Genomic DNA, 19643 nt, shown 5'->3' with positions numbered 1-19643 from the left:
TTCTCCCGAGGAGCCTCCACCGCTCCTTCTCCGAGGAGAGTGCGCCATCAACGCGTCCAGCCCTCCCGCCGTCGAACTGCGCGGCATCACCAAACGATTCCCCGGTGTCGTCGCCAACCGCGACATCGACATCACCGTCCGCAAGGGCACCGTGCACGCGCTGTGCGGTGAGAACGGTGCCGGCAAGTCGACTCTGATGAAGATCCTCTACGGCATGCAGAAGCCGGACGAGGGCACCATCGCCGTCGACGGCGATCAGGCCGTCTTCTCCAGCCCGGCCGACGCCATCGCCCGCGGTATCGGCATGGTGCACCAGCACTTCATGCTCGCGGACAACCTCACGGTCCTGGAGAACGTGGTCCTCGGCGGCGAGAAGCTGTACGGGATCGGCACCCGGGCACGCGCCAAGATCCAGGAGATCTCCGACGCGTACGGCCTGAAGGTCCGCCCGGACGTCCTGGTCGAGAACCTCGGTGTCGCCGACCGCCAGCGCGTGGAGATCCTCAAGGTCCTCTACCGCGGCGCCCGCACGCTCATCCTCGACGAGCCGACCGCGGTCCTGGTCCCGCAGGAGGTCGACGCGCTCTTCGACAACCTCCGCGAGCTCAAGTCCGAGGGCCTGACGGTCATCTTCATCTCCCACAAACTCGGTGAGGTGCTCTCCGTCGCCGACGAGATCACCGTCATCCGCCGCGGCACGACCGTGGGTACCGCCGACCCGGCGACCACCACGTCGAAGCAGCTGGCCGAGCTGATGGTCGGCAGTGAGCTGCCCTCGCCCGAGACGCGCGAGTCGACGGTCACCGACGCACCGATGCTCACCCTCGACGACCTGCGGCTCACCGCCGTCGACTCCGACGGCCTCGTACGGGAGGTCCTCTCCGGGATCTCCTTCACGATCCACCAGGGCGAAGTCCTCGGTATCGCGGGTGTGGAGGGCAACGGCCAGGCCGAGCTCGTCGAAGCGATCATGGGCATGCGGGACCCGGACGGCGGTGTCATCACGCTCGACACCACCGACATCTCGCACGAGCCCACCCGCAAGCGCCGGGAGAGCGGCGTCGGTTACATCCCCGAGGACCGCCACCGGCACGGCCTGCTCCTTGAGGCGCCGCTCTGGGAGAACAGGATCCTCGGCCATGTCACCGAGCGGCCCAACTCCCGGCACGGGCTGATCGACGCCAAGGCGGCCCGTACCGACACCGAGCGGATCGTCGCCGAGTACGACGTGCGCACGCCCGGCATCGACGTCACCGCCGCCTCCCTGTCCGGCGGCAACCAGCAGAAGCTGATCGTCGGCCGTGAGATGAGCCACCGGCCCAAGCTGCTGATCGCCGCACACCCCACCCGGGGTGTGGACGTCGGCGCACAGGCGCAGATCTGGGACCAGATCAAGGAGGCCCGCCGTGACGGGCTCGCGGTCCTGCTGATCTCCGCCGACCTGGACGAGCTGATCGGTCTGTCGGACACCCTGCGGGTGATGTACCGCGGCCGGCTCGTCGCCGACGCGGACCCGGCCACGATCACCCCCGAGGAGCTCGGCTCCGCGATGACCGGGGCCGCGACCGGCCACCTGGAGCACGGCGAGGACGCCGCTCCGGACGGGACGGCCGGCCCGAAGACCGTGGGCCCCGCGAAGACCCCGGGGGTCCCGGAGCCGCGCAAGGCGCTGGAGACCCCGGACACCGCCGGCGGCGAAGCTGGGGGAGAGGACCGATGAAGAAGTACACCGCGCGCATCGACCGGGAGCGGCTGCTCCTCGCGACAGCGGCCCCGTTGCTCGCCGTGGTGGCGGCCCTCGTCGTCACCACGCTGGTCATCCTCGCCACCGGCAAGGACCCGTTCGCCGCGTTCAGCGACATGCTGACGTACGGCTCGGCCAGCGACAGCCAGATCTACATCCTCAACAAGGCGACGACGTACTACCTCGCCGGTATCGCGGTGGCCGTCGGCTTCCGGATGAATCTGTTCAACATCGGCGTCGACGGCCAGTACCGGATGGCCGCCTTCTTCGCCGCGGTCGTCGGCGGCGCGCTGACACTGCCGGGCGCCGTCCAGATCCCGCTGATGATCGTCACGGCCATGCTGGTCGGTGCGATGTGGGCCGGTATCGCGGGCGTACTGAAGGTGACGCGCGGCGTCAGCGAGGTCATCTCGACGATCATGCTGAACTCGATCGCCACCGCGGTCATCGCCTACCTCATGCAGCCGGGCCGGCTCGGCCAGCTCGATGACTCGGGCACCCTGGTCTCCACCAAGCCGCTGCGGGAATCCTCCTGGTTCTTCTCCATCAACACCGGCCCCGCCGGAATGCTCTGGGGCTTCATCTTCATCGCGGCGCTGGCCGGCGTGGCGTACTGGTTCGTGCTGGGCCGCACCCGCTTCGGGTTCGACCTGCGGGCCGTCGGGCAGTCCGAGTCCGCGGCCTCCGCCAGCGGTGTCAGCGTCAAGAAGATGGTCGCCACCAGCATGATCATCTCGGGTGCGATGGCGGGGCTGATCGGCATGCCGACCCTGCTCAACGACAGCCACATGTACAGCAACGACTTCCCGCTGGGTGTCGGCTTCACCGGCATCGCCATCGCGCTCCTGGGGCGCAACCACCCGGTCGGCATCGCGCTGGGCGCACTGCTCTGGGGCTTCCTGGAGCGCACCACCAACCACCTTGAGTTCAAGGGGTACGACAAGGAGATCCTCGGCGTGATCCAGGGCGTCATCGTCCTGTGCGTCGTCATCGCCTACGAGGTCGTGCGCCGCTACGGACTCAAGCGCCAGCAGCAGAGGGTCGGCGCCGAAATCGCCGCGCAGGCCGCCGCCCACTCGAACCAGCAGGAGGTGACGGCATGACCGCGACCATGACCACGACTCCGCCGCCAGCGGCTCCCCAGGCGGGGAACGCCAAGTCCGGCCGTTCCGGGTCCTCACTCCCGAAGATCCTGCTGATCATCGCGGGCGCGCTGATCCTGCTGTCCCTGGTCCGGATCATCACCGGCGCCGACCAGCTGACCTCCGAAGGCCAGATCAGCGCCTCGCTCGGGCTCGCCGTACCGATCGGTCTCGCCGGGCTCGCCGGTCTCTGGTCGGAGCGGGCCGGTGTGGTCAACATCGGTCTCGAAGGCATGATGATCCTCGGCACCTTCGGGGCCGGCTGGATCGGCTGGCAGTCCAGCCCCTGGTTCGGGATACTCGCCGGAATCACCTTCGGCATGCTCGGCGGGCTGATCCACGGGATCGTCACCATCACCTTCGGCGTCGACCACATCGTCTCCGGTGTGGCGGTCAACCTCCTCGCGCTGGGTATCACCCAGTACCTCGCGAAGATCTTCTTCAACCACGGCGCAGCGGCGGCCGCGGGCGGCAACCCCAAGCAGTCACCGCCGGTCGACTCGCTGCCCGACTTCACGGTCCCCGGCCTCTCGAACGGGCTGTCGTCGATCGAGAAGCACCACTGGTTCTTCGTCTCCGACCTGGCAGGCATCCTCGGCGGCCTGGTCACGGACGTCTCCGTGCTGACGGTCATCGCGGTGCTGCTCTTCATCGGCACCTGGTGGGTGCTCTGGAAGACCGCGTTCGGCCTCCGGCTGCGCTCCTGCGGCGAGAACCCGATCGCGGCCGAGTCGCTGGGCGTCAACGTCTACACGTACAAGTACGCGGCGGTGGCGGTCTCCGGCGGTCTGGCCGGGCTCGGCGGCGCCTTCCTCGCGATGGTTCCCACGCACATCTACCTGGAGAACCAGACCGGCGGGCGCGGTTACATCGGTCTCGCCGCCATGATCTTCGGCAACTGGCGAACCGGCGGACTCGCCATGGGTGCGGGCCTGTTCGGCTTCTCCGACGCGCTCCAGCTGCGCAACGGGGGCGAGACCGTCCACGCGCTGCTGCTGCTCATCGTGGTGCTGCTTGTGCTGCTCGCCGTCTGGAAGCTCTACCGCAAGGCCGTGCTCCAGGGCGCGATCAGCGCGGTCATGGCCGTACTCATCCTGGTCTGGTACCTGTTGACGGACGATGTCCCGTCCGACTTCGTGGGCGCCACCCCGTACGTGGTGACCCTGCTGGTGCTCTCGCTCTCCGCGCAGCGGCTGCGAATGCCCAAGGCGGACGGTATGCGCTACCGGAAGGGCCAGGGCAAGTGACACAGGTCGACTGGGACGTTCTGCGGGAGGCCGCGCGGGGCGCGATGTCCCGTGCGTACGCGCCGTACTCGAAGTACCCCGTCGGCGTCGCCGCCCTGGTGGACGACGGGCGTACGGTCGTCGGCTGCAACGTCGAGAACGCCTCGTACGGCATCGGGCTGTGCGCCGAGTGCGGTCTGGTCTCCCAGCTCCAGGCAACCGGCGGCGGCCGGCTGACCCACTTCACCTGCGTCGACGGCGCCGGCGCGGTGCTGGTGCCGTGCGGGCGGTGCCGTCAGCTGCTGTACGAGTTCGGCGGCGACGAGCTGCTGCTGGAAACCCCCGACGGAGTGCTGCCGCTCTCCGAGATGCTGCCGCAGGCCTTCGGCCCGCAGCATCTGAACTGACGCTCCAGTGGCCCTTCCACAGCGGTGGGAGGGCCACTGACCGCCCCTCCCTCTATGCGCGTAGAGTCGCGCGTTACGCACATCGACACACACTCCCTGCCGGAAGGAACGCCAACTCCATGGACGTCATCTCTGTCATCCGCACCAAGCGTGACCGGGGCGAGCTGAGCCCCGAGCAGATCGACTGGGTGATCGACGCGTACACGCGTGGCGCGGTCGCCGACGAGCAGATGTCGGCACTGGCGATGGCGATCCTGCTCAACGGCATGAACCGCACCGAGATCGCCCGCTGGACGGCCGCGATGATCAACTCCGGTGAGCGGATGGACTTCTCGGCGCTGTCGAGGCCGACCGCCGACAAGCACTCCACCGGTGGCGTCGGCGACAAGATCACCCTGCCGCTCGCCCCGCTGGTCGCCGCCTGCGGCGCCGCCGTACCGCAGCTGTCCGGCCGCGGGCTCGGCCACACCGGCGGCACACTGGACAAGCTGGAGTCCGTCCCCGGCTGGCGGGCGCTGCTCTCCAACGCCGAGATGATGGACGTCCTGGACTCGGTCGGTGCGGTCATCTGTGCGGCGGGCGACGGTCTCGCCCCCGCCGACAAGAAGCTGTACGCGCTGCGCGATGTCACCGGCACGGTCGAGGCGATCCCCCTGATCGCCTCCTCGATCATGTCCAAGAAGATCGCCGAAGGCACCGGTTCACTCGTCCTGGACGTCAAGGTCGGCTCCGGCGCCTTCATGAAGAACCTGGCCGACGCCCGTGAACTGGCGTCGACGATGGTCGGTCTCGGCACCGACCACGGCGTCCGCACGGTCGCGCTGCTCACCGACATGGCGACCCCGCTCGGCCTGACCGCGGGCAACGCACTCGAAGTGCGCGAGTCCGTCGAGGTGCTGGCGGGCGGCGGCCCCTCGGACGTCGTCGAGCTGACCCTCGCGCTGGCCCGCGAGATGCTCGACGCGGCCGGTCTGAAGGACGCCGACCCGGCGAAGGCGCTCGCCGACGGCTCCGCGATGGACCACTGGCGACGGATGATCGCAGCCCAGGGCGGTGACCCGGACGCGAAGCTTCCGGTCGCCCGCGAGCAGCACGTCGTCACCGCGCCTTCGAGCGGGGTGCTGACCCGGCTCGACGCGTACGACATCGGGGTGGCCGCCTGGCGTCTCGGCGCGGGCCGTGCCCGCAAGGAGGACCCGGTGCAGGCGGGCGCGGGCGTCGAGCTGCACGCCAAGCCCGGCGACACGGTGACCGAGGGCCAGCCGCTGCTGACCCTGCACACGGACACCCCCGAGAAGTTCGCGTACGCGCTGGACTCGCTGCCCGCCGCGTACGACATCGCCCCGGCGGGCACGGCGTTCACCGCGAGCCCGATCGTCCTGGACCGCATCGTCTGACCTGCCCGGACAGCTCCGGCGGAGGCTGCCGGGGCACAGCAGGGACCGGCGCCGCGATGAGTTCCGCGCGCCGCGCCGGTCTCCCTGGTGTGGATGTCACCGAGCCGCTCGTCCTTGTCGTCACCGGTCCGGTCACCCGGGCCGATGTCCCGCGCCTCTGCGAGGAGCTGGGGCGGCTGCTGCGTGCTGCCCCGGATGCCGGGGCGGCGCGCGGGTTCGACTGCGACGTGAGCGGGATCGTCCGCCCGGGTCTGGCGGCCGTGGAGGCGGTCGCCGGCCTCCGGCTCACCGCTCTGCGGCACGGTGCCCTGATGCGGCTGCGGGGCGCGCCGGCCGCCCTGGCCGAGCTGCTGGACCTGGCCGGGCTGGCGGAGACTCCCCGGCCGATGCCGTGACCGGCCCCGCGGCTGGGCATCCTGGCGTACGGTCGTCGCGGCCGAAGGCCGGTGTCCGGGCTCTGTGCGGGCGGCGGGCCGCGTGTCAGTGCGGTTCGCGCAGCCCCGTGATGAGGAGGCCCGCCAGTCTGCGGGCGTCGTAGTCCGGGTCGTGTTCGGCGCCGATGCAGAGGTTGCCGACGCCGCGCATGAGCGGGTAGGCCCCCATACCGGACCGGATCTCGCCGGCACCGGCTGCGGCGTCGAGCAGCTGGGTGCACACGGGCAGGAGGCGGTCGATGAAGTAGGTGTGCAGCGTGTCGAAGCCCGCGTCGTCGGACTGCAGTGCGGCCGCGAGTCCGTGCTTGGTGACGAGGAAGTCGACGAAGAGGTCGATCCACTGCCGCAGGGCCGCATGCGGGGACGCGCTGGTCGCCAGCAGCGCCGGACCGGCTTCGACGCAGGCTTCGACCTGGTGCCGGTAGACGGCGATGACGAGGTCGGCCCGCGTGGGGAAGTGGCGGTAGATCGTGCCCATCCCGACGCCTGCCCTGGCCGCGATGTCGCGTACCGGAGCTTCCACGCCCGACGTGACGAAGACCGCGGCGGCTGCCTCCAGCAGGGTCTCCTTGTTGCGCCGGGCGTCCGCCCGCTTGGACGGGGCTCCGGACCGGGCCGCGGGCCCTGCGCCCTCGCTGTCGTTCACCGGGCCACTCCCTCCGCTGCCGGGCCTGTCGCACGGAACACGGTTCCGTCGTCACACTAACGGAACAAGGTTCCGTTTGCCTGTTCATGATGGCAGAGCGAGGCCCGGCAGCCAAACCACGTACTCCCCGTGCACCTGCCAGACCTACCCCTCCAGCCGCTCGGGCAGGCCGAAGAGCGGGAACCAGCGCGCGGTGTCGAGGAACGACGTGATCCCGGCGACCCGGCCGTCCGTGATCTCGATGACCATGAGGGCCCACGGGTCGAATCCCTGGCCCGACGCGCTCGGGTGGTAGTGCGCGAAGGCCGGGGTGCCGTTGGCCACGGTCGCGACGAGACGCGAGCCGCGGCAGACCGAGCCGACCCCCAGCATCCAGCCGACGATGTCGTCATGGCCGCGCAGCCACAGGTCGTACGGCGGCATGGAGAGCGTGGCGTCCTCGTGGAGGAGGGCGGTGAGCGCCTCCATGTCGTACCCCTCGAAGGCCGCGACGTAGCGGGCCAGCAGCTTCTGCTGCTCCTCGTCCAGGGGGTCCGCCGGGTCCGTCTCCGCCGGTGAGGACTGGGCGAGCGTCGCACGGGCGCGCTGCAGCGCGCTGTTGACCGAGGCGACCGAGGTCTCCAGCAGCTCCGCGACTTCGCTCGCCTTCCAGGCGAGCACCTCGCGCAGGATCAGCACGGCCCGCTGCTTGGGCGGCAGATGCTGGAGCGCCGCGACGAAGGCGAGCCGGATCGTCTCCCGCTCCACCGCCTTCTCCGCCGGGTCAGCCAGGGACGGCAGCACCCGGCCGTCCGGCACCGGCTCCAGCCAGGTCGCCTCCGGCTGCGCGCTGAGCACGGCCCGCGCCACCGGGGTGGCCTCGGTCAGATCCATCGGACGGGCCCGCTTGTTGCCCGCGTTCAGCATGTCCAGGCAGACGTTGGTCGCGATCCGGTACAGCCATGAGCGCAGCGACGAGCGCCCTTCGAACCGGTCGAAGCTCCGCCAGGCGCGGACCATCGTGTCCTGTACGGCATCCTCCGCCTCGAAGGCCGAACCGAGCATCCGGTAGCAGTAACCGGTGAGCTCCGTCCTGTGCGCCTCCAGGCGCCCGTCGATGTCCGTTGTCGCGAGGTCGCTCATAGGGATGCCCCCTGCTTGATTCCCGATCGCACCAGCGCTTCAGAAACTACAGGGGGCCACTGACAACGGCATGCCGATCGGCCGCGTCGGCCGGGGGCGGCCTCAGGCGGCCGCCGCCCGCGCGCTGTACGACCCGTACAGCGTGACGGCCAGGACGCCGAGTACCGCGAGCAGCCCCAGCGTCACCGTGCCCGCCCAGCCGGCGGCGTGGAAGGCGGCCGCTCCGAGCGCACCGCCCGCGCTGCTGCCCAGGTAGTACGCCGACTGGTAGAGGGCAGACGCCTGCGCGCGGCCCGACTTGGCCGTACGGCTCACCGCCGACGACGCCACAGCGTGCCCGGCGAAGAACCCGGCCGTGATCAGGACGAGGCCCAGGAGCACCGCGACGATCGAGCCGGCCAGCGAGAGCAGCAGCCCGGCAGCCGTAGTGGACACCGCGAGGTAGAGCGCGCCCCGGCGGCCCAGCCTGCCGACGAGCCGGCCGGCCGTCGCGGAGGAGACCGTACCGACGAGGTAGACCAGGAACACCGAACCGACAAGCCCCTGCGGCAGGTTGAACGGGGCGCCCGCCAGGCGGTAGCCGATCACCGTGTAGACGGCGCCGAACACCGTCATGAAGAGCGCGCCGATCGCGTACAGCCTGCGCAGCAGGGGGTTCCCGAGGTGGGCTGCGACGTTACGGGCCAGGGCGCGCGGGTCGAGCGGCGCCGCGGTGAAGTTCCGGGCCCGGGGGAGCATCAGCCGGAAGACGACCGCACAGACGACGGACATCAGCCCGAGCGCGCCGAGCGCCGCGCGCCAGCCCCAGGCCTGGGCGACCCAGCCGGCCAGGATACGTCCGCTCATCCCGCCGATGGAGTTGCCCGCGACGAACAGCCCGATCGCGGCGACCAGCGCCTTCGCCCTGACCTCCTCCGCGAGGTAGGCCATCGCCGAGGCGGGGAGGCCGGCGATGGCGGCGCCCTGCACCGCGCGCAGCGCGATCAGCGAGGTCACGTTCGGTGCGAAGGGGACCAGCAGGCCGATGGCCACGGCGACCGTGAGTGACGCGGTCATCATCGTCCGCCGTCCGAACCGCTCGGACAGCGCGCTCAGCGGCAGTACGAACACGGCGAGCCCGCCGGTCGCCGCCGACACCGTCCAACTGGCCTGGCCCGCTGTGGCACCGAGGCCCGTGCTGATCGCGGGCAGCAGGGCCTGGGTCGAGTAGAGGAGGGCGAAGGTCGCCATGCCCGCGGAGAAGAGCGCGAAGCTCATGCGGCGGTAGCCGGGGCGGCCGGGGGTGAGCTGCTCTGGCTTGGACGGCGCGGCGGAGGCACCCACGGTGGTGAGTGCCCCGGTACTGGCAGGAGGCATGCCCCGAACGTAGGTCCGTACTTCTGATGCGTCCAATGCACGGAATGGCCATAATCGATCCCATGGCGCATCAGCACAGCTCACAGCCGCGGCTGTCACCCAGTAGTTACGAAGAAGACATCCGGCTCCTGCTCGCGCCACGCCTCGCGTACTTCGAGGCGGTCGCGCGCCACGAGCATGTCACCCGGGCCGCGCACGAGTTGTCTGTTCCGCAGTCCACGCTCTCGCGCGCCATGGTCAGGCTCGAAGCGGACCTGGGCGTCGCGCTGTTCGCCCGCAAGGGCCGCACCGTCTCACTGACGCCCGCCGGCCGGACCTTCCTGACGACCGTGGAGCGGGCGCTCACCGAGGTCGAGCGGGCCGCCGACTCCGTACGGGCGGACGCGGACCCCGCGTCCGGCCGGATCACCTTCGGTTTTCTCCACACCCTGGGCCCGGAGACGGTACCCGGGCTGATCCGTGCGTTCCGGGCCGACCATCCGCGGGTGAGGTTCCAGCTCGTCCAGAACTACGGCGAGGCCATGATCAAACGGCTGCGCACCGGGGAGCTGGACCTCTGTCTGACCTCCCCGGTGCCCGACGCGCCGGATCTGGTGGCCCGGCGGCTCGACGAGCAGCGGCTGCGGCTCGTGGTGCCGGACGACCACCGGCTGGCGTCCCGCAAGCGGGTCGGACTCGCGGAGGCCGCCGACGAGGCATTCGTGACGCTGGAGCCCGGGTACGGGCTGCGGCGCATCACGGACGACCTGTGCGCCGAAGCCGGGTTCACCCCGCGGATCGCCTTCGAGGGGGAGGAGGCGGAGACGCTGCGCGGGCTGGTCGCGGCGGGGCTCGGAGTGGCGCTGCTGCCGCCGCCCGCGGTGGCCAGGCCCGGTGTCGTGGAGCTGGCCGTGACCGGGCCGCGGGCGGTGCGCGAGATCGGGGTGGCGTGGCTGGACGGTCATCCGGACACAGCCCCGGTGGCCGCGTTCAAGCAGTTCCTGCTCCAGCGCCGGGGGCGGCTGCTGCCGGGGTAGGGGAACGGACGCATCCGCCCGTACCGCCGCCGGCCGGCCGGGCATTGCCGTCCGGGTAATCAACTGCTGCCCATGCACCGCGGTTTCGGTCGGCATGTCCCACGTGTTTCCGGAGACGGGCCGCTCTGAGGCTACGAGCGACATCAGGAACGATCTCCCGATTCCTTTGGGCACCTATTCGGAGCCTCGGACGACCAGCGCGAACGACGTCCGTAGTCGCCGGTAGGACTTGTGCCCGCTGCGGCCGGTGTGGCCCATGCACTCAACGTCGGCCGCCGCCGGGTCAGTCGATGGCGTCGCTTTCCACTCGCACCACAAGCACTCCGCTTCGAATGTCACATCGGTGTCCGGGTGTTCCGTGATGCGGTGCAGAACGTACCGGTATGCGGCCCGCGCTGCCCCGGTCACCGCCGCCGCCCGTCGCTGCGGTGTCGCCCGATCTCCACGTTGATGTCAGCGACCTTCGACCAGTCGCCGATCCCGGCTGCTCTGGTCCGCTCCCGCGCAAGCGCGCCGTACACGTCGCAACCGGCGTCGGGTTCCGGTGCGGAGGGAGGCTCCGCAGTCAAGTGCACGGGGGGCGCCATCGTTGTCCTTGGCTCGCTCATGAACGAGACGCTAGACACGCAGAGTTAGCGACATGGCGCGATATTCTCAATTATTCTCCTGTCGACGCCCGCTATGCATCGACATTCCCGCGTATTCACGGAGATCCTGTGAGCCCGGAAGGCTTCACGAGGAGAGGGCACCCGAAATGGCGCGAAGGTTGCAGTTCAACGGCACGAGTAGCGGAGGTACTGGATGCCCATCGGTCCATGAGGACCTCGACAGCCGGGAAGTAATCGTTCATGGGCCGCCCCTCACCGACCCGCAGGACGTAGCGCAGCTTCAGCATCTTTCCGAAGGTCAAGTAGCGGTCGTGGTGCCGCGCGAAGTGCTGGTCGACTATGCGCCGAAGGACACCACCCGCGCCGCGAGGATCATCGACCTGGACGAGTTCGAGGATCTGTTCCGGACGTTCGAGTACACCGCCTGGCGCCTGGAGAGCCGACGACGCTATGCGAGCGACGAAACCACCGACACCTATCGGCAGTTCGCTCACACCGGCACTGTCCAGTGGGGCATCGATGACCCGTACTGCTCCATGATCCTGGCGCAGACGGAGGCGGGGAAGCGTGTTGGGCGCGTGCGTATCGCCGATGCCCCGCCGACACCTGGTCAGCTCTACCTCCTCGATAACGCGAAGAGGAACAGCGCCATCGGTGAGGACATCAGGAACCTGCGGCGAGTGGACGCAGAGCGGCTGTATCTGCCGCGGGAAGACTTCTGGATCTTTGACTCACGGATCGTGGCCAGACTGAACTTCGACTCGGACGACCAGCTCATTGACGTCGAACTCATCACCGAGCCGGCAGAGGTGGTGCGCTTCTCCCTTGTTCGTGACGCGGCACGGCATCACGCCGTCCCGTACGAGACGTTCGTAGCTGAAGAGTAACCAGCACTACTGAAAGCGTGTGTCGTACAGGTGAGTACGGACTACCAGCAAGCACGGTCTGCCCTGGGTTCGAGACTTCGGGAAATGCGGACCGCGTGCCCAGAAGGCCGGCTCACCGGTACTCAGCTGGCCGAGCGCCTGGGCTGGACGCAGTCGAAGGTCAGCAAGCTGGAGAACGGGCGCCAAACGGCGACTGCCGATGACCTGAGACTCTGGTCGGTCGCGACGGGGCAGCCAGAGACCTACGACGAACTTCATGCACGTCTGCGGGGTTTCGAGTCCCACATCCGCTCATGGCGGAGGCAACTCGCATCCGGGCACCAGCCGGTGCAGGACACGTGGAACGAGCTGGTGGCCGAAGCGTCCGTCATCCACGAATGGGAACCGACCATGGTGTCAGGGATGCTCCAGACCGCCGACTATGCCCGCCACGTCTTCCTTCGGTACTCAGAGCTTCAGAACTCAGTACGGGACACGGAAGCGGCTGTCCGCTCCCGCCTGAAGCGACAGGAGTGGCTCTACCGGCCGGGCAAGAGGCTTCGGGTACTGCTCTGGGAGGCGGCCCTGCGTACCTTGATCTGCCCACCGTCGGTACTGGCCGCGCAGTTGGACCGCCTCGCGGGCCTCATCGGCATGGACACCGTGGAACTCGGCATCGTCCCCCTCGGCGCCCCAGTGAAGGTTCCTCCCGCCAACGGTTTTTTCATCTTCGATGACCGCCTGGCGATCACGGAGGATTGGCACGCCGAGCTGTGGCTGGACGACACATATACGATCTCGACCTATCGGCGGGTATGGCAGGCGCTGAATGAGTCAGCCGTCTTTGGCGCCGACGCTCAACGCGTGCTCGCCGAGGCGCGGCGAAACCTGAACATTCGCTGAGCCGACCACCAGCGAACGGGTTGCGGCACTGGCCCGGCGGCTGTCGGTCAGCGCACGCCACTCGCGCGCCCCGTTCACCGGCCGGATCGGTCCGGCGCCCAAGCCGTTCGCCCGCATCCAGCGTGTCCGTACCGGCCGGGGCGGGCCGGGCGTAGTGGGCCGGTCTTGCCTCCGGTACCGGGTACGACGATCAGCCCCCCATGGCGGCCGATTTCCAGAAGCTCAGGGGGAGCGTCGCGGGCTGCCTTCCGGCAGGCAGTCCGAACCGGCGGGAAGATGCGGGCAGGGCCTACCGGAGCGTCCGGCCGAACCCCGCCGCCAGCGGCATCCGCAGCCCCAGCGGCGGCGGCGCCGCGAACGCGTCCACCACCGGCCTGGCGTACGCGTGCGAGAACAGCGCACCCCGTACGAAGTCCGAAGCCAGCGAGACCACTTCGGACCGGTGCTGGCGCAACGAGTGCCCGTCGGAGTGGACTTCGAAGCGGCAGGTGTCGCGGTTGGACTTCTTGGCGCGCTCCGCCAGCCGGTAGGAGAGTTCGGGGTCGGAGCGGGCGTCCGTGGTGCCGTGCACGATCAGGACCTGACGGCCCACCAGCTGCTTCACGGGCTCAGGCTCGGCCGCCACGTCGTCGTCGGGCAGCCACGGGGCCACGGCCAGGACGGAGGTGACCGCGTCGTGGCCCGCCGCGTGCAGGGCGGCCCTGCCGCCCATGCCGTGGCCCGCCAGGCACACCGGGACGTCGCCGTAGCGCCGCAGCGCCTCGTCCACCGCCCAGGAGGCGTCCTCGGCGGGATGCGCGTCCGTGCCGTTCCAGCCGCGGAAGCGGTAGCGGACGACATGGGCCGCGAGCCCGTCGTCCCGTCCCGCGCGGGCCAGCCTGCGGGCCGGCGGACGCAGGGACGCGTACGGCAGGGGGGAGGGGCGGCGCCTGGAGACCGGGTCGCCGTCGGGGAGCAGCAGGACCACACCGCTGACCGCGGGCTGTGTCCCGGCCGTCCCAACTGCCCGTCCCAGCCTGGCCTCCGGCAGGGCTGGTGCTTGCTGTGCCATAACGGAACAGTCTCAGAAGCGGACGTGTACTCCACCCGTCGGAACGGTCACTGTTACATATCGACAGGAGCGTTCTACGCGCGTAGGGGCTAAAGTGCCCAGATGACGAGCCAGACCACACCATCACTCACCACGGACCAGATCGGCCGCGCTCCGAAGGTGCTCCTGCACGATCACCTCGACGGCGGACTGCGTCCCGGCACGATCATCGAGCTCGCCCGCGCGACCGGGTACACGGCGCTCCCCGAGACGGATGCCGACAAGCTCGGCGTCTGGTTCCGTGAGGCGGCCGACTCCGGTTCGCTGGAGCGTTACCTGGAGACCTTCGCGCACACCTGCGCCGTCATGCAGACCCGCGAGGCGCTGGTGCGCGTCGCCGCCGAGTGCGCCGAGGACCTCGCCAGGGACGGCGTCGTGTACGCGGAGATCCGCTACGCCCCGGAGCAGCACCTGGAAGGCGGCCTCACCCTCGAAGAGGTCGTGGAGGCCGTGAACGAGGGCTTCCGCGAGGGCGAGCGGCTGGCCAGGCAGAACGGCGACCGGATCCGGGTCGGCGCCCTGCTCACCGCGATGCGGCACGCGGCCCGCGCCCTGGAGATCGCCGAGCTCGCCAACACCTACCGGGACCTGGGCGTCGCCGGCTTCGACATCGCGGGCGCCGAGGCCGGCTTCCCGCCCACCCGCCACCTGGACGCCTTCGAGTACCTGAAGCGGGAGAACAACCACTTCACCATCCACGCCGGTGAGGCCTTCGGGCTGCCGTCGATCTGGCAGGCGCTCCAGTGGTGCGGCGCGGACCGGCTCGGGCACGGCGTGCGGATCATCGACGACATAGAGGTCGCCGACGACGGCACCGTGAAGCTGGGACGCCTCGCCTCGTACGTGCGGGACAAGCGGATTCCGCTGGAGATGTGCCCCACGTCGAACCTGCAGACCGGCGCGGCCGACTCGTACGCCGAGCACCCGATCGGACTCCTGCGGAGGCTGCACTTCCGTACCACTGTCAACACGGACAACCGGCTGATGTCGGGGACCACGATGACCCGTGAATTCGAGCACCTGGTCGAGGCATTCGGCTACACGCTCGATGACATGCAGTGGTTCACAGTCAATGCGATGAAATCCGCATTCATTCCTTTCGATGAACGCCTGGCCATGATCAACGACGTGATCAAGCCCGGATATGCGGAGCTGAGGGCCGAGTGGCTCTTCCGTCAGACCGCTGTGACCAGTGGTTCCGCGGTCGAGGCGCGCTGACCTCACCGTCGGACGGGCGGCTGGAAGCAGGTTTTCCGGCCGCTTCGCAGCGTTTGCGGGGGACGGACGGGGCTGGCTACCTTGCGGAGCCGCTCAATTCCTCTTCTCCCCTCGCAAGGACGTTTTCCTCATGAAGCAGTCTGCTGCCAAGACTCTCGGTGTCGCCGTTCTCGGCGCCGCCTTCGCCGCGGCCGCCGCCGGTTCCGCCTCCGCGGTCGCCGCCCCGGTCACGCCGGACGTGACGGGGACGCTGGGTACGGTCACCAGCACGCTCCCGCTGGACGCCGTCACATCGAAGATCCCGGCCGGCAAGGGGAACTCCGTCCAGTCCGGCAAGCACGCGGTCGGCGGTGCGAAGCGGGCGCTCCACGGCGGCAACAACGCTCAGGGCAACAAGGGGCTGCTCGGCGGTCTGCCGACCGGCACCGTGACGGACGCGGTGAGCGGTCTCGGCCACTGACCGCTCCCGGCCGGACATGGACGGGGCGCACACCCATCCCCAGGGTGCGCGCCCCGTCCGTCGTGTGCGGCCCGGTTCACCAGGCCGTCGTCGGCGACTTCTCGCCGGGCAGCAGGATCCACAGCGCCAGATAGAGCAGGAACTGCGGTCCCGGCAGCAGACAGGAGACGACGAAGATCACGCGCATCGTGGTCGCAGAGGTACCGAAACGCCGAGCCAGCGCTGCGCACACTCCGCCGATTACGCGGCCTTCACGGGGACGGGCAAGTGCGGACATGTGGGGCTCCTTCGCGAAGCGATTTCGGAAGCGGCTCCTCGCGCTCCCGGTACTTCCATCATGGCGCTGTCGGTGGTATAAAGCATCGCTCTACGGGGCGATCCCGACCCTGGGAATCGTCGGGGTAGGCGCCTGGAGGGCCTCGTCCGGGAGTACGACGGGCCGTTCCGAGCGCTCCACAGCCCTGCGCCGCAGGACGCGCCGCAGGGCAGGGACCACGAGTACGTGTGCCAGCGCGACGCCCAGGGTGTTCAGCAGCAGCGAGTCCACATCGACCACCTGCCCGGGTACTCCGGTCTGCAACAGCTCGATGGCCAGCGAGATCAGCGCCCCGGCCGCGACCGTACGGGCCAGCGAGGCCCAGGACGACACCCGTAGCCTTCCCCCGGCCAGGGGGAGCAGGAAACCGAGCGGCGCGAGCAGCACCAGCGCCTCGCCGATGCGGCGCGCGGCCTCGGGCGCCCCCAGGGCCAGATCCGCCCTGATCCCGGCGAACGGCGTGAAATTCGATGCGGTCACCCACATCACGTCCAGCGGACGCAGGGTCAGCCAGCCGACAACCAGGAGATGCGCGGCGAGGAGGCTGACCCCCACGACGCGAAAACGGATGACGGAGCGACCGCCCATACCTCGACCCACGCTTGACAAGACGCAGGCACCGGCGGGATCGGTTCCGGCGACTTTGTCACCGTCCCGTCACCGTACCCACACCATTCGAATGAGGGGCTCCGCATGTACCGCCGCGCCTGCCGCCCCGAGTCCTACCGGCGCAGGTCGCCGAGTACCGGGTCCGAGTCCGGCCTGGACTTGAGCTGCTGGGTGCACGAGTAGGCGCGCGGCGGGTCCCCGGCCGGACCGCCGAGCACCACCGAGCCGTCGGTCTCCGCCGCCGCGCTCTCCGCGAACGTGCAGACGATCTGGGCGAGTGCGTTGGCCGGAAGGTCCGCGGGGTCGCGGCTCAGCCGCAGTGCCCCCGCCGGGTCGCTCTTGCGGCCGGGGCCCACGGAGAGCGGATCGCGGACATCCGTGCTGAACCCGGCCTCCTTCTCGGACGCGGTGGGATTCCCGCGCAGCTCGTCGAGGAGCTTCTCCGCGACCCGTATACCGTCCGAGAGCGTCCGGCCCTCCGCTATCTGCACCGTACGGTCGACGGGTACCAGCCGCCCCGCGCAGACCAGATAGATACGGACCGGGATGCCTTCCGGCGCCGGGGGCATGCCACCGTCCCCCGGCAGGTCGCACGGCACCCGCGACGGAGCGGCGCCGGCGTCCACCGGTACGGAGGTGTCCCGGATGCCGCACCCGGCTGTCAGGGCGCACAGCGCGGCCAGACCCATCAGTACCGCCGTGCGTTTCCCGGCCCTCACGCGCCGCCGCCTTCCTGGCCGTCGCCGGCGGGATCCGCCGGATCGCGCGGCAGCCGCAGTTCGAAGACCGCGCCGCCGTCCGCCACGTTGGCCGCGGTGATGTCGCCGCCGTGGATGTGGGCGTTCTCCATCGCGATGGAGAGGCCGAGGCCACTGCCCTCGGAGCGGGGCCGGGAGGCGCTCGCCTTGTAGAAGCGGTCGAAGACGTGCGGGAGGACGTCCTCGGGGATTCCGGGGCCGTGGTCCTGCACCGCGACGACCAGGTCCTCGCCCTCGATCCGCACGGCCACCCGGACCGGCGAACCCCCGTGCTTCAGCGCGTTCCCGATCAGGTTCGCCAGAATGACGTCGAGGCGGCGCGGGTCGAGCAGCACCATGATGCCGCGTTCCGCGTCCAGCTCCACCGCGTCGAGCCAGGCACGGGCATCGATGCACGCGGTGATCTGGTCGGCGATGTCCACGTGGTCGAGTACCAGCCTGGCCGTTCCCGCGTCGAAGCGGGTGACCTCCATCAGGTTCTCCACGAGGGTGTTCAGTCTGCGGGTCTCGCTCACCACCAGCTGAACGGCGGGCGCGATCATCGGATCGAGGCTGTCCGCCTCCTCCTCCAGGACCTCCGAGACCGCGGTGATCGCGGTCAGCGGTGTGCGCAGCTCGTGCGACATGTCAGCGACGAAGCGGCGGCTCGCCTCCTCCCGCTCGCTCATGTTGCTGACCTTCTTCTCCAGCGCCTCGGCCGTCTTGTTGAACGTCCTGGACAGCTCGGCCAGCTCGTCCGTGCCCGAGACCCTCAGCCGGGTGTCGAGCTTGCCCTCGCCGAGCCGCCGAGCCGCGTCACCGAGCCGCTGCACGGGCCTGAGCACCGTCGTCGCCGCGGCCTGCGCGAGCAGGGCCGCACCGATCAGCGCCAGCGCGGTGGCGATGGCGAGCGACCAGGCGAGGGAGCTGAGGTCCTGCCGCTCCTGGTCCAGCGAAGTGAGCATGTAACCGGTGGGCCCGCCTCCGACGACCCTCGCCCCGCCCACCAGATACGGCGTCCCGCGCAGCGTGACGCGCTGCCAGAAGAGGTGGTACGTGGAGTGCTCGTCCGAGCCGACCTTCTGCTGCCTGGCCACGGCTTCCTGCAGGTGCCGCGGTACGTCGGCGAGCGTGAACACGTCCAGGTCGGAGTAGCCGATGACGGGCTTGCCCTTCGCCCGCTCGCCGACCAGCAGCACGCTGTACCCGGGGTTGCTGGACCCGGCCATCCTCGCCGCCGCGGACTGAAGCTCGTTCTGCGTCGGGTGCAGCGGCAGCGTGGCCGCCCGGTTCTGCATCTCCTGCCGGAAGTCCTTGAGCGCGGAGTCCTGCGTACGGGTCAGCACCGCCTCGCGGTTCAGCCAGTACGCGATGCCGGAAGCGGAGACGGCAGCGGTGAGCGCGACCAGTGCGAAGACGACGACGAGGCGGAGCCGCAGGCTCGTCAGACGCAGCCCGTGGAAGAAGGGACGACTCACTGAGGCGTGTCCAGCCGGTATCCGACTCCGCGGACCGTGCGGATCAGGGTCGGCGAGGACGGCACGTCCTCCACCTTCGCGCGCAGCCGCTGCACACAGGCGTCGACGAGGCGTGAGTCACCGAGGTAGTCGTGTTCCCAGACCAGCCGCAGCAGCTGCTGCCGGGAGAGCGCCTGTCCGGGCCTGCGGCTCAGTTCGAGCAGCAGCCGCAGCTCCGTCGGCGTGAGCTGGAGGTCCTCGCCGTTCTTGGTCACGGTCATCGCCGAACGGTCGATGACGAGACTCCCGAAGGCCGCGGAGTCCGTGGACTCGCGCTCCCCGCGGCGCAGCACGGCCCGGATCCGGGCGTCGAGGACCCGCCCCTGGACCGGTTTGACCACATAGTCGTCGGCGCCGGATTCGAGCCCGACCACCACATCGATGTCGTCGCTGCGCGCGGTCAGCAGAATGATCGGCAGCTGGTCGGTGCGTCTGATCCGCCGGCACACCTCGAAACCGTCGATCCCGGGCAGCATCACATCCAGCACGATCAGATCGGGCCGCTGCTCACGCAGCAGCTGCAGACCGTCCTCGCCGGTGGCGGCTGTGGCCACACGGTGCCCCTGGCGTGACAGAGACAGCTCTAGAGCCGTACGGATGGCGTCGTCGTCCTCGATCAGCAACAGGAAAGGCACGGAGGTCATTCTGGCCCATGGGACAGGGGAGTTCGACCTCTGGAACGGTTACGGGGCTCCGGGTGACTCTGCGTGGACGCCTCCGTCACCCCCGGCAGGCGTTCCCGGGACGCCGCGGGGCAGTTCTCCGGACCGGCGCGGTGCCACCTCTGCCGCCTCTGCTGTCTCGCAGATCACTCCGGCCACGGCCCTTG

The 19643-nt window shown here is 69.8% G+C and carries 21 protein-coding genes; 11 read left to right on the top strand and 10 right to left on the bottom strand.

All coding sequences use genetic code 11. The features are described from left to right. The first annotated feature begins 46 nt into the window (after window positions 1–46). The 6 genes from OG584_RS12420 to OG584_RS12395 all read left to right on the top strand — a co-directional run bounded on the left by OG584_RS12420 (window position 47) and on the right by OG584_RS12395 (window position 6311). Entirely contained in the window at window positions 47–1720 is a 1674-nt protein-coding gene (locus OG584_RS12420) for an ABC transporter ATP-binding protein (RefSeq protein WP_405784015.1), read from the top strand. Continuing rightward, window positions 1717–2847: an ABC transporter permease gene (locus OG584_RS12415; protein ID WP_405777909.1), complete on the top strand. Its 1131-nt coding sequence runs from the start codon at window positions 1717–1719 to the stop codon at window positions 2845–2847. The genes OG584_RS12420 and OG584_RS12415 overlap by 4 nt, the downstream gene beginning before the upstream one ends. Continuing rightward, a complete protein-coding gene (locus OG584_RS12410) occupies window positions 2844–4133 on the top strand; it encodes an ABC transporter permease (protein WP_405777908.1) in 1290 nt (429 codons plus the stop codon). The genes OG584_RS12415 and OG584_RS12410 overlap by 4 nt, the downstream gene beginning before the upstream one ends. Further along, window positions 4130–4519: a cytidine deaminase gene (locus tag OG584_RS12405; protein WP_405777907.1), complete on the top strand. Its 390-nt coding sequence runs from the start codon at window positions 4130–4132 to the stop codon at window positions 4517–4519. Before OG584_RS12410 ends, OG584_RS12405 begins: the two co-directional genes overlap by 4 nt. A 119-nt stretch (window positions 4520–4638) precedes the next feature. Continuing rightward, on the top strand, window positions 4639–5916 hold the full coding sequence (locus OG584_RS12400; RefSeq protein ID WP_405777906.1) for a thymidine phosphorylase: 1278 nt from the start codon (window positions 4639–4641) through the stop codon (window positions 5914–5916). 56 nt (window positions 5917–5972) lie between these two features. Then, window positions 5973–6311 carry an STAS domain-containing protein gene (locus tag OG584_RS12395; protein ID WP_405777905.1) on the top strand — a complete coding sequence of 113 codons (339 nt, stop codon included), beginning with the start codon at window positions 5973–5975 and terminating at the stop codon, window positions 6309–6311. Window positions 6312–6396: 85 nt separating this feature from the next. On the opposite strand, the gene OG584_RS12390 is transcribed toward OG584_RS12395, so the two are convergent. From OG584_RS12390 to OG584_RS12380, 3 genes are all read right to left on the bottom strand, one after another. Beyond that, window positions 6397–6996: a TetR/AcrR family transcriptional regulator gene (locus OG584_RS12390; RefSeq protein ID WP_405777904.1), complete on the bottom strand. Its 600-nt coding sequence runs from the start codon at window positions 6994–6996 to the stop codon at window positions 6397–6399. Window positions 6997–7140: 144 nt separating this feature from the next. Beyond that, window positions 7141–8118 carry a sigma-70 family RNA polymerase sigma factor gene (locus tag OG584_RS12385; RefSeq protein WP_405777903.1) on the bottom strand — a complete coding sequence of 326 codons (978 nt, stop codon included), beginning with the start codon at window positions 8116–8118 and terminating at the stop codon, window positions 7141–7143. 102 nt (window positions 8119–8220) lie between these two features. Then, on the bottom strand, window positions 8221–9474 hold the full coding sequence (locus tag OG584_RS12380) for an MFS transporter (protein ID WP_405777902.1): 1254 nt from the start codon (window positions 9472–9474) through the stop codon (window positions 8221–8223). A 62-nt stretch (window positions 9475–9536) separates the two neighbouring features. On the opposite strand from OG584_RS12380, the gene OG584_RS12375 reads away from it, so the two are divergent. Beyond that, window positions 9537–10490: a LysR family transcriptional regulator gene (locus tag OG584_RS12375; RefSeq protein WP_405777901.1), complete on the top strand. Its 954-nt coding sequence runs from the start codon at window positions 9537–9539 to the stop codon at window positions 10488–10490. Between the two features lie 404 nt (window positions 10491–10894). On the opposite strand, the gene OG584_RS12370 is transcribed toward OG584_RS12375, so the two are convergent. After that, window positions 10895–11098: a hypothetical protein gene (locus tag OG584_RS12370; protein WP_405777900.1), complete on the bottom strand. Its 204-nt coding sequence runs from the start codon at window positions 11096–11098 to the stop codon at window positions 10895–10897. Window positions 11099–11244: 146 nt separating this feature from the next. Here OG584_RS12370 and OG584_RS12365 point away from each other — a divergent pair, with 146 nt between their 5' ends. Continuing rightward, complete coding sequence (locus OG584_RS12365; protein WP_405777899.1) at window positions 11245–11985, top strand: DUF6879 family protein; 741 nt, start codon at window positions 11245–11247, stop codon at window positions 11983–11985. A gap of 30 nt (window positions 11986–12015) precedes the next feature. Then, window positions 12016–12867: a helix-turn-helix domain-containing protein gene (locus tag OG584_RS12360; protein WP_405777898.1), complete on the top strand. Its 852-nt coding sequence runs from the start codon at window positions 12016–12018 to the stop codon at window positions 12865–12867. Window positions 12868–13156: 289 nt separating this feature from the next. On the opposite strand, the gene OG584_RS12355 is transcribed toward OG584_RS12360, so the two are convergent. Further along, a complete protein-coding gene (locus tag OG584_RS12355) occupies window positions 13157–13918 on the bottom strand; it encodes an alpha/beta hydrolase (protein ID WP_405777897.1) in 762 nt (253 codons plus the stop codon). Between the two features lie 102 nt (window positions 13919–14020). Between OG584_RS12355 and OG584_RS12350 the strand changes: the two genes are divergently transcribed. Together OG584_RS12350 and OG584_RS12345 are read left to right on the top strand one after the other, a co-directional pair. Further along, on the top strand, window positions 14021–15175 hold the full coding sequence (locus OG584_RS12350) for an adenosine deaminase (protein ID WP_405777896.1): 1155 nt from the start codon (window positions 14021–14023) through the stop codon (window positions 15173–15175). A 130-nt stretch (window positions 15176–15305) separates the two neighbouring features. Continuing rightward, window positions 15306–15635: an ATP-binding protein gene (locus tag OG584_RS12345; protein ID WP_405777895.1), complete on the top strand. Its 330-nt coding sequence runs from the start codon at window positions 15306–15308 to the stop codon at window positions 15633–15635. 76 nt (window positions 15636–15711) lie between these two features. On the opposite strand, the gene OG584_RS12340 is transcribed toward OG584_RS12345, so the two are convergent. The 5 genes from OG584_RS12340 to afsQ1 all read right to left on the bottom strand — a co-directional run bounded on the left by OG584_RS12340 (window position 15712) and on the right by afsQ1 (window position 19449). Then, window positions 15712–15912 (bottom strand): PspC domain-containing protein, encoded by a 201-nt coding sequence (locus OG584_RS12340; RefSeq protein WP_405777894.1) that lies wholly within the window; start codon window positions 15910–15912, stop codon window positions 15712–15714. Window positions 15913–16002: 90 nt separating this feature from the next. Continuing rightward, window positions 16003–16539 carry a VanZ family protein gene (locus OG584_RS12335; RefSeq protein ID WP_405777893.1) on the bottom strand — a complete coding sequence of 179 codons (537 nt, stop codon included), beginning with the start codon at window positions 16537–16539 and terminating at the stop codon, window positions 16003–16005. Window positions 16540–16673: 134 nt separating this feature from the next. Beyond that, the gene (locus OG584_RS12330) at window positions 16674–17279 is read right to left on the bottom strand and encodes a hypothetical protein (protein ID WP_405777892.1); all 606 of its coding nucleotides are present in this window, start codon (window positions 17277–17279) and stop codon (window positions 16674–16676) included. Continuing rightward, complete coding sequence (locus OG584_RS12325) at window positions 17276–18775, bottom strand: sensor histidine kinase (protein WP_405777891.1); 1500 nt, start codon at window positions 18773–18775, stop codon at window positions 17276–17278. The genes OG584_RS12330 and OG584_RS12325 overlap by 4 nt, the downstream gene beginning before the upstream one ends. Continuing rightward, entirely contained in the window at window positions 18772–19449 is a 678-nt protein-coding gene (gene afsQ1 / locus OG584_RS12320) for a two-component system response regulator AfsQ1 (RefSeq protein WP_250299552.1), read from the bottom strand. The genes OG584_RS12325 and afsQ1 overlap by 4 nt, the downstream gene beginning before the upstream one ends. Window positions 19450–19643 lie beyond the last annotated feature (194 nt).

This window comes from Streptomyces sp. NBC_00859 (genome assembly GCF_045161865.1).
Taxonomy (GTDB): Bacteria; Actinomycetota; Actinomycetes; order Streptomycetales; family Streptomycetaceae; genus Streptomyces.
Note: the sequence above shows the minus strand (reverse complement) of the source record. Positions and strands in the feature narration are given on the sequence as shown.

Bases quoted from the DNA above. Each gene is read 5' to 3' on its own strand.
- OG584_RS12400 (WP_405777906.1), top strand. From the start codon at position 4,639: ATGGACGTCATCTCTGTCATCCGCACCAAGCGTGACCGGGGCGAGCTG.
- OG584_RS12340 (WP_405777894.1), bottom strand. From the start codon at position 15,912: ATGTCCGCACTTGCCCGTCCCCGTGAAGGCCGCGTAATCGGCGGAGTG.
- OG584_RS12335 (WP_405777893.1), bottom strand. From the start codon at position 16,539: ATGGGCGGTCGCTCCGTCATCCGTTTTCGCGTCGTGGGGGTCAGCCTC.
- OG584_RS12385 (WP_405777903.1), bottom strand. From the start codon at position 8,118: ATGAGCGACCTCGCGACAACGGACATCGACGGGCGCCTGGAGGCGCAC.
- OG584_RS12350 (WP_405777896.1), top strand. From the start codon at position 14,021: ATGACGAGCCAGACCACACCATCACTCACCACGGACCAGATCGGCCGC.
- OG584_RS12415 (WP_405777909.1), top strand. From the start codon at position 1,717: ATGAAGAAGTACACCGCGCGCATCGACCGGGAGCGGCTGCTCCTCGCG.
- OG584_RS12395 (WP_405777905.1), top strand. From the start codon at position 5,973: ATGAGTTCCGCGCGCCGCGCCGGTCTCCCTGGTGTGGATGTCACCGAG.
- OG584_RS12410 (WP_405777908.1), top strand. From the start codon at position 2,844: ATGACCGCGACCATGACCACGACTCCGCCGCCAGCGGCTCCCCAGGCG.
- OG584_RS12375 (WP_405777901.1), top strand. From the start codon at position 9,537: ATGGCGCATCAGCACAGCTCACAGCCGCGGCTGTCACCCAGTAGTTAC.
- OG584_RS12370 (WP_405777900.1), bottom strand. From the start codon at position 11,098: ATGAGCGAGCCAAGGACAACGATGGCGCCCCCCGTGCACTTGACTGCG.
- OG584_RS12380 (WP_405777902.1), bottom strand. From the start codon at position 9,474: ATGCCTCCTGCCAGTACCGGGGCACTCACCACCGTGGGTGCCTCCGCC.
- OG584_RS12345 (WP_405777895.1), top strand. From the start codon at position 15,306: ATGAAGCAGTCTGCTGCCAAGACTCTCGGTGTCGCCGTTCTCGGCGCC.
- OG584_RS12355 (WP_405777897.1), bottom strand. From the start codon at position 13,918: ATGGCACAGCAAGCACCAGCCCTGCCGGAGGCCAGGCTGGGACGGGCA.
- OG584_RS12365 (WP_405777899.1), top strand. From the start codon at position 11,245: ATGGCGCGAAGGTTGCAGTTCAACGGCACGAGTAGCGGAGGTACTGGA.